This is a genomic window from Patulibacter sp. NPDC049589, from assembly GCF_040675535.1.
Classification (GTDB): Bacteria; Actinomycetota; Thermoleophilia; order Solirubrobacterales; family Solirubrobacteraceae; genus Patulibacter.
Genome location: NZ_JBFAPC010000156.1, coordinates 1 through 11,200 on the forward strand (window position 1 = coordinate 1; position 11,200 = coordinate 11,200).

The 11,200-nt window shown below is 73.0% G+C and carries 7 protein-coding genes; all 7 read left to right on the forward strand.

Annotated features, from left to right (window positions below):
* The first annotated feature begins 597 nt into the window (after positions 1-597).
* The 7 genes from AB0L40_RS22195 (at position 598) to AB0L40_RS22225 (ending at position 10,805) form a co-directional block, all read left to right on the forward strand.
* A complete protein-coding gene (locus AB0L40_RS22195; RefSeq protein ID WP_364359812.1) occupies positions 598-1,587 on the forward strand; it encodes a hypothetical protein in 990 nt (329 codons plus the stop codon).
* Positions 1,584-1,856, forward strand: a complete 273-nt coding sequence (locus AB0L40_RS22200) for a hypothetical protein (protein ID WP_364359815.1) — start codon at positions 1,584-1,586, stop codon at positions 1,854-1,856. The genes AB0L40_RS22195 and AB0L40_RS22200 overlap by 4 nt, the downstream gene beginning before the upstream one ends.
* Positions 1,853-4,093, forward strand: a complete 2,241-nt coding sequence (locus AB0L40_RS22205; protein WP_364359817.1) for a glycosyltransferase family 2 protein — start codon at positions 1,853-1,855, stop codon at positions 4,091-4,093. Before AB0L40_RS22200 ends, AB0L40_RS22205 begins: the two co-directional genes overlap by 4 nt.
* Positions 4,090-5,925 carry a hypothetical protein gene (locus tag AB0L40_RS22210; RefSeq protein WP_364359820.1) on the forward strand — a complete coding sequence of 612 codons (1,836 nt, stop codon included), beginning with the start codon at positions 4,090-4,092 and terminating at the stop codon, positions 5,923-5,925. Before AB0L40_RS22205 ends, AB0L40_RS22210 begins: the two co-directional genes overlap by 4 nt.
* On the forward strand, positions 5,922-7,121 hold the full coding sequence (locus tag AB0L40_RS22215; protein WP_364359823.1) for a hypothetical protein: 1,200 nt from the start codon (positions 5,922-5,924) through the stop codon (positions 7,119-7,121). The genes AB0L40_RS22210 and AB0L40_RS22215 overlap by 4 nt, the downstream gene beginning before the upstream one ends.
* Positions 7,118-8,626: a substrate-binding domain-containing protein gene (locus AB0L40_RS22220; protein ID WP_364359826.1), complete on the forward strand. Its 1,509-nt coding sequence runs from the start codon at positions 7,118-7,120 to the stop codon at positions 8,624-8,626. The genes AB0L40_RS22215 and AB0L40_RS22220 overlap by 4 nt, the downstream gene beginning before the upstream one ends.
* A gap of 817 nt (positions 8,627-9,443) precedes the next feature.
* Positions 9,444-10,805, forward strand: coding sequence for a hypothetical protein (locus tag AB0L40_RS22225; protein ID WP_364359829.1), 1,362 nt, complete (start codon positions 9,444-9,446; stop codon positions 10,803-10,805).
* Positions 10,806-11,200: the final 395 nt, after the last annotated feature.

Consider the following 11,200-nt stretch of genomic DNA (forward strand, 5'->3'; position numbering starts at 1 on the left):
CGGTGAGCGGGCTCATCACCCGGCGGACGGTAGCGACGGCGGCGCCGCGCCGCCCCGCACCCCCGGCCCGCGAACCCGGCCGTCCCGCCCGGCGCCCGGGGCACCGACCCCCTTCCCGGAGTGCGCCGCGGCCCAAGCCCAGCCTCCCCCAACCCTCAACTGGACGGATGACCGATCGGCCCAGGTGATCGCTGTTCGCCAAAAAGCCGTGGGTTCATCGCCGCTCCGTCACGGCGGTTCGGCGCCCGGCGGCCCCGCCAAACCCCGGCCCACGCGCCCCGGCGCTCCGTTCCGCGCCCCCCGCGCGCGTGTCCGATTCCCGCTCGGGCATGCACCATCCGTCGATCACCCGGGTGAATTCGGTGGACGGCGATCGACGGACGGACGACTCCGTGCCACCATCCAACGTCGATCGACACCGCGCCGTCGCCCCGGATCCCCCGTGTGGGCGCCTGCATATTGCGGTGGACACCTCAGACCGATCCGTCACACTTCTGAGTTGGCTTCGATAGGCGTTCGATACCTCGCTCGACCACTGTTCCGGTCGCACGGGTACGACCGTGGGACCGACACCGAACGATGAACCCTCAGGGATCCATGACCTACGAGCGCTACGACGTCGGCAGCCCCCAATCCGGGGTGCGCCGAACCTCCCCGAACGTCGACCGCGTCATGGGCCTGGCCAGCACCCAGGAGTCCACCGTCGACCGTCTCCTGACGGTCGTCGAGCGCCTGACGGCCGAGCTCGCGACCACCCAGAGCGCCCTGCACGACCTGGCCCTCGAGGTCGCCCGCGCGGGCATCGGCTCCGGGGCCGCCGCGACGGCGCCGGACGCCGGCTACGGCACCGGCGTGTCCCTCTCCTCGGGCACCGTCCCGCTGCCCAGCGACAACCCGTCCGCGTTGCCGCCCCGCCGCTCGGACCACGCGGTGATCCAGGACCTCGACGCCTACACCCCGGCCCCGCACATCCCGGCCGAGCCCGCCGCCGCGCCGCAGGTGCCGCCGGCCGGCGGCGTCGATCCGCTCGCGGGCGTCGTGCCCGCCGACCCGGTCGACGCCGATCCCGCGCAGGCCGAGCCGCCGCACGGCGCCGAGGTCGCGGCCCGGCCGACGCCCGAGCAGCAGGCCGTCGCCGAGGCGTCCGCCGCCGCGGCCACGGCCGTCGCCGCCGCCGCGGCCGCCGCCCAGGTCGCGGCGCACCCCCGGGCGGCCTACGGCGGCCCGACCACGGTCCCCGCGGCCTCGCTCGCCGCTCCGGCCTCCGAGCCGGAGCGCCTGGGCCTCGTCGCATCGCTCACCGACGTCCAGCTGCTGAGCGCCGGCGCCGTCGACGTCATGGTCGGTCCGGTCCGCGACCTCGCGGACCTCGACGCCGTCGAGAGCCGGATCCTCGCCCTCCAGGGCGTCGACGCCGTGACCGTCATGGCCTTCGAGGGCCGCGACGTGCTCGTGAAGATCGAGATCGAGCGCCCGCTGCCGCTCGCCAGCATGCTGCGCACCGAGCTCGGCCGCCCCGTCGAGTCCTGCCGCCTGGTGGAGGGCCGCATCGTGGTCACCTTCGCCGACCCGGAGCCCACCGCATGAAGGCGCTGTTCACGGCGCTGGTCGTCTCCCTCGTCTTCGCCGTCTTCTTCACCGCCTTCCTGGTCGTCCCGGCGCTCGTCATCGGCGTCGGCTACTTCTGGATGACCTGGCAGCACAAGCGGCTGTCCCGCAAGGCCCGCGAGGCCCGCGCCCGCCGCGACGAGGACGAGGGTGGAGGCCCCGCCCTCCTCGGCGGACCGGGCGGCCCGGACGCCCCCAAGCAGGTCGACACCACCAAGCCGCCCCTGGTCGGGAACCCCAGCGCATGAGCAGCATCCACATGCCCCCAGGCGACGCTCCGTCCGAGTCGCTCGCCGAGGCGTGGGCCCACCGCGCCGCGCGCGACCACGGCCTGCCGTTCGTCGACCTCCGCGAGCTGCAGGTCAGCCCGCTGGTCGCCGAGCTGCTGCCCGAGGCCGCGTGCCGCGAACTGCTGGCCGCGCCGATCGGGCTCGACGACGGCGTCGTCACCGTCGCCGTCGCCAACCCGGCGCACCCGGGCCTCGAGGAGCGGCTCGTGTCGCTGCTCGGCCACCCCGTCGCGCTGCAGGTCGCGCCCGGCGACGCGCTGGAGAGCGCCCTGGACGCCCGCTTCGACCCCGGCGCCCAGGTCCCGGTCGCCCGCCCGATGCGCCAGTCGCTGCTCGGCGACGTGCTGATCACGCACGGCGCCGTCTCCGCCGCGCAGATCGACACCGCGCTGCACGACCAGGAGGTCGTCGGCGGCCGCCTCGGCGAGATCCTCCTGCACCAGGGGATCATCGACGAGACCCAGCTCCTGACCGCGCTGTCGGAGCTGCACGGCATCCCCGCCGTCGACCTCGGCACGATCGAGCCCGAGCCCGAGGCCCTGGCCGCGATCCCCGAGCCGCTCCAGCGCGAGCTGCGCATCGTCCCGCTGCTCGTCCACGAAGGCGTCCTCTGGATGGCCTCCGCGGACGTGCTGACGGCCGACTCGATCGCCCGGCTCGAGGCCCACACGGCGTACGAGCACCGCGAGCTGCTCGCCCGCGCGAGCGAGATCGACCTGCTCCAGCAGCGGATCTACAACGACGCGTACTCCCGCACCGCGGTCCACCTGCTGCGCGAGACCAACCCGCAGGACTCCGGGGACGTCGTCTTCACGAAGGGCCAGCTCGGCACCTTCGCCGGGATCGCGATCGCCCTCCTCGTCTTCGGGATCTTCAGCCCGATCCTGATGCTGACGGTGCTCGTCGGCGCGCTCGGCATCTTCCACCTGGCGGTGTCGCTCTACAAGCTGCGCCTGGTCCTCGGCAGCCTCGGCGAGCACGCCGGCATCGAGGTCACCGAGGAGGAGGTCGCCGCGCTCGACGTCGCGACGCTCCCCGTCTACACGATCCTCGTCCCGCTGTTCCGCGAGGCCGCGGTCGTCCCCGCGCTCGTCAAGGGCGTCCACTCGCTGGACTACCCGCGGCACAAGCTCGACGTCCGCCTGCTCTGCGAGGAGGAGGACGAGGAGACCATCGACGCGATCCGCGCGCTGGATCTCCCGCCCCACTTCCACCTGGTGATCGTCCCGCCGTCGCTGCCGCAGACGAAGCCGAAGGCCTGCAACTTCGGCCTGCTCCAGGCCACCGGCGAGATCACGGTGATCTACGACGCCGAGGACCGCCCGGACCGGGACCAGCTCAAGCGCGCGATCGCCGCCTTCCGCAAGTCGCCGGACACGGTCGCCTGCATCCAGGCGAAGCTCAACTACTTCAACTCCGAGCAGAACCTGCTGACGCGCTGGTTCACCACGGAGTACTCGATGTGGTTCGACCTCATGCTCCCGGGCCTGGACAAGCGGGGCGCGCCGATCCCGCTCGGCGGCACCTCGAACCACTTCAAGACCGAGGAGCTGCTGAAGCTCGGCGCCTGGGACCCCTACAACGTCACCGAGGACGCCGACCTCGGCATCCGGCTGCACAAGGCCGGCCTGTCGACCGCCGTCATCGACTCGACGACGTTCGAGGAGGCCAACTCCGACCTGCCGAACTGGATCCGTCAGCGCTCGCGCTGGATCAAGGGCTACCTGCAGACGTACCTGGTGCACATGCGCAACCCGGTCCGCCTGTTCAAGCAGATGGGCTTCCGCGGGTTCCTCTCGTTCCAGCTCGTCGTCGGCGGCACGCTGACCTTCCTCATCAACCCGATCTTCTGGGCGCTGACGACGGTCTTCACGCTCACCCAGCTCGACGTGATCCGGCAGATGTTCCCCGGGTTCCTCTTCTACTTCGCCATCGCCCAGCTGGTGATCGGCAACTTCGTCTTCATCTACGCGAACATCGCCGGCACGATCCACCGCGGGTACTTCCGCCTGGTCCGCCACGCCCTGTTCTCGCCGCTGTACTGGGGCTTCATGTCGATCGCCGCCTGGAAGGGCTTCTGGCAGCTGATCGTCAACCCCTTCTACTGGGAGAAGACCGAGCACGGCCTCGACGCGGTCCACACGACCGGCCCGCCCGTCCAGAGCGGCACCGCCGGCGAGAAGCAGGCCGCATGAGCACCCCGACCGCACCGCCCGAGCTCCCGGTCCCGTCGCGGCCGATCGCCCGGCTGCTCCCCGCGCCGAGCGAGGTCCCCGACGCCGACCCGGGCAAGGCGAAGCGCCGCCCCGACGACCTGGCCGCCCCGGTCCGCGTCAAGCGCTTCGAGACCCTGCTGGTCTTCCTGATCGCGTGGCTCGTCTTCTCGCTGATCGGCTACCGCATCGTCGTCGGCCAGCACATCGTCCCGGCCGACGCCATGAACATCATGAGCCGGGCGTTCTACGTCTGGCACAACGACCCGGCGAAGCTCGCCGCGGTCGGCTTCACCGGCCCGCCGCTGCAGACCGTCGGCCTGCTGCCGTTCGCGATCATCAAGCCGCTGGCCACCGGCCTCGTCGCGCTGCCGATCGCGTCGGGCTTCTGGGCCGCGCTGGCGCTGTCCCTGCTGCACCGCACGATGGCCCGCTGCGGCATCAGCTTCGGCATGCGCATTGCGATGGTGCTGCTGATCGCGCTGAACCCGCTGTGGCTCTTCTACTCCACCACGGGCATGCCGGACATGATCTACGTCGCGACGCTCGCGGCGATGGTCTACTTCGCGTTCACCTGGAGCGTCGAGGACCAGCCGCGCTTCGTCGCCGGCGTCGGGCTCTGCCTCGCCCTCATGGCGATGTCGCGGTTCGGCTTCATCTGGTGGGCGATCTCGCTCGCCGTCGTCTTCTCGATCATCCTGAGCGCCCGCAACGCCCACGAGGACGAGCGCGAGGGCCTGCTGATCACGATGCTCGCGCCGATCGCGGCCGCGATCGTCATCTGGATCCTCGCGTGCTGGGCGATCGCGTCGGACCCGTTCGGCTGGGTCCTGGACGCCCAGCCCTTCGGCGGCGTCTCCACCGACGACCGCACCCAGCCCGTCGAGTTCCTGACCCTCCTGGGCCACAGCGGCGCGCTCGTCCTCGGCGTCGCCCCGCTGTCGCTGCTCGCGATCGTCGCGTTCCTCGGCCGCGACAAGGACCCGCACCGGATCGGGCTCGGCCAGCTGATCCTCATCCTCGGCGGGCTGATCGTGATCGTCGCCAACGCGGTGATCCACAACGACCTGTCGTTGCTGACGCTGCGCTCGGCCCTGCCGCTGATGCTGCTGGGCATCGCGACGGCGATCTGGATCGGCCGCACGCTCGGCGGCTTCGGCCAGTTCATCGGGCTCGTCGCGCTGATCGCCGCGATCCCGCTGGCCGGCGTCGCGATGGACAAGTACCCGTACCAGAACCTCGAGCAGGGCTTCCTGCGCGGCCTCCTGACCCAGAAGGACCAGGAGGGCAAGGCGTCCCGCGGCGGCTACCGGATGGGCATCCAACCCGAGCAGCGGATGGCGGCGTTCGTCAAGGCGGTCGTCGGCGAGCGCAAGAACGCCGTGCTGGCCGACAACTCCACGTCCGGCGCCGTGATCCTGCTGACCGGCCGGCCGCAGGTCTTCATCGACCGCGTCGACAAGGGCGACGAGTCGTTCCTCCGCGTCCTGCGCAACCCGTGGGGCAAGGTCCGGTACATCCTCGTGGCCAAGCGCGCCAACGACGGCAGCATCAACGCCGTCTACCCGAAGGCCGCCGACGGCGGCGTGACGGGGCTGCGCCCGGTCTACACCTCCGGCCGCTACGTCCTGCTGTCCGTCGCGGGCGTCGACCCGCGCAAGACCGCGCAGCAGGCCGAGCAGGCGGCCCGCCGCCGCGCGATCCAGCGCGCCCAGCAGGGCACCTCGACCTCGTCGACCGGCTCCACCACGACCGGCGGGCAGGCGAGCGGATCCACGTCCGACCTCGACGCCCAGCTCGCCCCCGCACCGTGACCCACACCCACCGCCTCGCCGGGATCCTCGCGGTCGCCGGCGCCACCATCGTGCTCGCCGGCTGCGGCGGCGAGTCGGAGCCGAAGGCCCCGACGACGTCCACGACCGCCCGGTCCGCGACGGCCACCGTGCCGCCGGCCACCACCATCGACACCAGCGTGGACTACGGCGGCCTGAACCCGTTCGCGGCCTCCAGCCCGTGGAACACCCCGGTGCAGAGCCTCGACCGCTCCCGCTACTCCGACCGCATGATCCGCGAGGCCGCCCTGCAGCCCGTCCACCGGTCGGACCAGACGCGCCTGCAGAAGCGCGACACCACGAAGAACCTCGCGATCAACCTGACCGGGTGGGCGCCGGGCGTCTACCCCGTCGGCGCCGGCGAGCCCGTCACGCTCGTCTGCCGCCAGGACCCCTGCGGGCTGAAGGGCGACGCGCCCCCGAAGACGCTGCGCCTGGGCAACGACCTCGTCGCCGACTCCGCCCACGACGGCTGGATCGTCCTCGTCGACCAGTCCACCGACACCGTCTGGGACCTCTGGCGTGCGCGCCGCGTCGGCTCCACCCTGTCGTTCGAGTTCGTCCGCAAATGGGCGCTGGACGGCGAGGGCGTCGGCACCCCGGCGACGACCGAGCCGGACCGCAAGCCGAGCGTCCGCGGGTCCGGCCTGCCGCTGCTGGCCGGCCTGATCCGCCCGCGCGAGCTGCGCGCCGGCCGGATCCCCCACACCCTCGCGATGGCGGTGCCCGGTCCGGCGTCGTCACGCTTCGTGCTGCCCGCCGGCACGACCAACGGCCTGGCGAGCATCAACTCGCTGCCGCAGGGCGCCCGCATCCGCCTGAAGGCCTCGGCGTTCCGGCGCATGAACGCCCGGCGCGTGCGCTCCAAGGCGATCGTGACGATCGACGGCAAGCGCCAGCGGTCGAAGCGCTACATCGTCCAGGAGGGCCGCCGCAAGCGCTCGAAGGGCGCGACCGCCGTCCTCCAGGCGCTCTACACCTACGGCGCGATCATCGTCGACCGCGCGGACTCCCCCACGCTCTACGCCCAGCGCAACGCGGACTATCGCAACGTGCTGTCGGCGAACTCCCTCAGCGAGCTGCGGCTGAAGGACTTCGAGGTCGTGTCCCTCGGCCGGGTCTTCAAGGACCCCGCCAGCCCGCCCCGCGCCCGCGCCGCCCAGGAGTCGACCCGATGATCCGCCTGCGGAGCACCCTCGCCGCCGGGCTCGCCGCGGCGTCCGTCCTGGCCGTCGCCGGCTGCGGCGTCAACTCGGACCCCGAGATGATCCGCGGCGACCAGGTCGCCGCGAGCGCCCGCGAGATGCAGCAGGCGCAGGAGACCAAGACGATCCGCCAGCGGCGCGCGAACCTGCCGCGCCGGAGCTCCGACGAGGTGGCCCTGTCGGTCCCCGCCCAGGGCAGCGCGTCGGCCGCCGCGGTGCGCAGCCTGCGGGCGGAGAAGAGCCCCGTCGACTTCGGCGTCGTCGTCCAGCCGACGGACCAGGGCTTCGCCGACCTCTGTGCCGGCAGCGTCGACGTCCTGCAGTCCAACCGCCAGATCACGCCCGCCGAGCTCGCGCAGTGCGACCAGAACGGCCTCGCGGTCTCCCGCAAGGTCACCCTCGGGTACGCCACCGCGGTCCTCGTGACCGAGAACGGCCGCGACATCGGCGGCGACTGCCTGACCCTCGCCGCGGTCAGGTCGATGCTGTCGCGCGGCTCGACGATCACGAACTGGCGCCAGATCGGCTTCGCCACCCAGGGCTTCGCCGCCGCCGCGCCGCCCGCCGCGTCGCCGGCCACCGGCGTCGTCGCCATCAAGGCCTTCGGCCGCCCGATCGGCTCCGTCGCCCTGACGGACTTCCGCGGCGACCTCAAGACGTACGCGCGCTACAACGACCTGAGCGACTGGGTCACCAACCAGGACCGCATCGACCAGCTCGACCGCGAGACCCGCGCCTACAACCGGTCGATCGCGCGCCAGCGCCGCCGCTCGGACATCGAGGAGATCCGCCGCGCCGAGGCGATCGCCGCCCGCAAGGTCGTCCGCCAGATCGACGCCGAGAACGCCGCGCGCAAGAAGGCCAAGAAGGCCGTCTCCGACCCGAAGGCGCTCGAGGCCGACAACGCCGCCCGCGTCCGCTCCGCCAAGCGCCGCGCGCGCCTGGACGTCATTCGCAAGCAGAACGCCGCGGTCAACCTGCAGACGTCGCGCTACCGCGCCGACCGCGTGACGCAGGTCTTCTCCAGCGGCCGCCTCGGCGTCGTGCCGTACACGTTCTACGAGCTGCACTCCGACGTCCTGCGCCCGCTCGAGATCGACGCGCGCCGCAAGGCCTCGACCGACCAGCCCGACTGCAAGTTCCCGTCGCAGCAGACGATCGTCAACGGGACCTACCCGCTGATCCTCCCCGTCTACCTCTACGGCGACTCCCGCGTCCTCCGGACCGCCTCGGTGCGCGTGCTGCTGACGCGCCTGTTCTCGCAGAACGCGACGCTGACGCGCCAGGAGGACCTCACGGGCCTCTCGGCCGCCGACCTCGTCACGACCCGCCGCGGCCTCGGCCTGGCGCCGATCGACGACAGCACCGACGGCACGACGACCTCGCGCAGGACCCCGACGGGCCCGGTCAACGCGACGCCCAACCTGCAGCCGGGCGAGATCCCGGGCGTCAACTCGAGCAGCGCCGAGACACCGTGACCGGGGTGCCGGGGGTGGCGGGCCTGGGCTCCGCGACCCACGGGGCCGCGACTGGCGGCAGGGCCGAGGGTGGGCCGGCCGGTGGGGGGCGGCGCGGGGTGGTCGGTGGCCGGGGGCGCGGGGTGGTCGGTGGTCGGCGGCGCGGGGTGGTCGGTGGTCGGGACCAGATTGCGCGCGTGGGAGGAAGGTTTCCTGGTCGGCGTGCGGTGGGCGGCCGGCGGGCCGGAGGGGCCGACGGCCGGGAGCAGATTGCGCGCGTGGGAGGAAGGTTTCCTGGTCGGCGTGCGGTGGGCGGCCGGCGGGGCGAGGTGACCGGCGGTCGGGACCAGATCGCGTACCTGGCAGGAACGTTTCCTGGTGGGCGTGCGGTGGGCGGCCGGCGGGGCGGAGGGGCCGACGGCCGGGAGCAGATTGCGCGCGTGGGAGGAACGTTTCCTGGTCGGCGTGCCGTGGGCGGCCGGCGGGCCGGAGTGGCCGACGGCCAGGACCAGATCGCGTACCCGGCAGGAACGTTTCCTGGTCGGCGTGCGGTGGGCGGCCGGCGGGCCGGAGTGGCCGACGGCCAGGACCAGATCACGTACCCGGCAGGAACGTTTCCTGGTCGGCGTGCCGTGGGCGGCCGGCGGGCCGGAGTGGCCGACGGCCAGGACCAGATCACGTACCCGGCAGGAACGTTTCCTGGTCGGCGTGCCGCGGGCGGCCGGCGGGCCGGAGTGGCCGACGGCCAGGACCAGATCACGTACCCGGCAGGAACGTTTCCTGGTTGCCGTGACCGAGGCGGCGTGACCGGGGTCCCGCGCCTGCGATGGTCCACGGGGTGAGTCGGCGCCCCGTGCCCTTCCTCCAGGCCGCGGCGCTCGCCGCGACGATGTGCCTCGCCGCCGGCTGCGGCGGCGGATCCTCCCCTGCGCCCACCACGACCACGGCCGCCGTGCGCAGCACCCCCGGCGTCGCGACCGCGCAGGACGCCTCCGTGCCCGTCGCGACGACGCGCGCCGCCAAGCCCACCAGGCCGGCCAAGCCGCTCGCGAACCCCGCCGGCTGGCCGACGTCGCTGCAGATCGGCCTGATCGATCCGGAGAACGGTGCGAAGACCCTGTCCGAGCGCGCGCCGTTCGGCGTGCGCTGGCACTACCTGTCCGGCGGCGCCGGGACGTCCGGCTCCTGGGACTCGTGGCGCACGGGCGGCGGGTCCTACGCCTCCGCCTACGTCCAGGATTCCGGGTCGACCGGGACGGTGCCGTTCCTCTCGTACTACGTGCTGCAGGAAACGCCGCCCGCCAGCGACCGCTCGTCCGAGCCCGACAAGGTGCTCACCGGGCTCGCGAGCCCTGCGGTCATGAAGGCCGTCGTCTCGGACCTGCGGCTCGCGCTCACCCGGATGGGCCAGGGCGGGCCCGGCCCGAGCGTCCTGCAGGTCGAGCCCGACCTCTGGGGCTACGTCCAGCAGCAGGGCCACAGCGCGTCGACGACCGCCGCGATCGCCGGCAGCGACCCCCTCGCCACGGGGCTACCGAGCACGCTGGCGGGGTTCGCGCGCCTCGTCGCCCGAATCCGCAACGCCGTCGCGCCGAAGGTCCTGCTCGCCTACCCCGTGAGCGTCTTCGGGACCAACAAGGACATCGTCGGATCGGACCCGACCAAGGACGAGGTCACCGCGATGGCGGCGTCGACGGTGCGCTTCTGGCGCAGCCTCGGGCGGCCGTTCGACGTCATGACCTTCGAGTACGCCAACCGCGACGCCGGGTACCAGACCCAGGTCGACGGCGTGGCCGTCAAGGACGCATGGTGGACCGCGGACAACGAGGCCCGCCACCTCCAGTACGTCAAGGGTGTCCTGGACCAGACCAAGCGCTCCGGGATCCTCTGGCAGGTCCCCCCGGGCAACACCGTCCGCAAGGTCATGAACGACACCCCCGGCCACTACCGGGACACCAAGGTCCAGGCCCTCCTGGGCCGCAAGGGCCGCCCCCTCCTGCGCGCCTACCGCGACGCGGGCGTCGCGGCGGTCCTCTTCGGCTCGGCCTTCCCGAACGACACCTGCGCCTGCGTCCGCACCGACCAGTACAAGGACGCGTCCGGCAAGGACGACGACGGCGGCTACCTGGCATCCCAGGTCCGCAAGTACGTGCGCGACGGCGAGCTGCAGCTCAAGCGCCTGCCGCAGCGCGGGCGCTGAGGGGACGGGCGGCCCGGTCGGGGCGGGGCGGTCGGGGCGGGGCTGGGCGGTCGGCGCGGTCGGCGCGGGGCGGGCGGGGCGGGTCGGCGCGTCCGACGGGGCAGGACGGTCGGGGCGGGGTGGTCGGGGCGGGCCAGGGCTTCGACTGGGCCGACGCCTGGCTGTCGAGGCAAGGGCCGTCCGAGCGAGCGATAACGCGGAGAACCTCGACCGGAGGTCGAGGTTAGGTTCCGTCGTTATGGCCGCTCGAGCGGGCCAGACGGCGGCCCCAGCGCGGCGGCAGGTGGAACGCGGGCCGGCGCACCCCGCGAGGCGACCGGCAACAGCGTTGCTACCCCCCGGGGAGGCTTCCTGGTGGGCGTGGCCGGAGCCGTCGACGAACGAGCGCGGCCCGC

What these genes read in the sequence shown, in the direction of transcription:
- AB0L40_RS22210 (WP_364359820.1), top strand. Translation starts at nt 4,090, where the DNA reads ATGAGCACCCCGACCGCACCGCCCGAGCTCCCGGTCCCGTCGCGGCCG.
- AB0L40_RS22200 (WP_364359815.1), top strand. Translation starts at nt 1,584, where the DNA reads ATGAAGGCGCTGTTCACGGCGCTGGTCGTCTCCCTCGTCTTCGCCGTC.
- AB0L40_RS22205 (WP_364359817.1), top strand. Translation starts at nt 1,853, where the DNA reads ATGAGCAGCATCCACATGCCCCCAGGCGACGCTCCGTCCGAGTCGCTC.
- AB0L40_RS22195 (WP_364359812.1), top strand. Translation starts at nt 598, where the DNA reads ATGACCTACGAGCGCTACGACGTCGGCAGCCCCCAATCCGGGGTGCGC.
- AB0L40_RS22220 (WP_364359826.1), top strand. Translation starts at nt 7,118, where the DNA reads ATGATCCGCCTGCGGAGCACCCTCGCCGCCGGGCTCGCCGCGGCGTCC.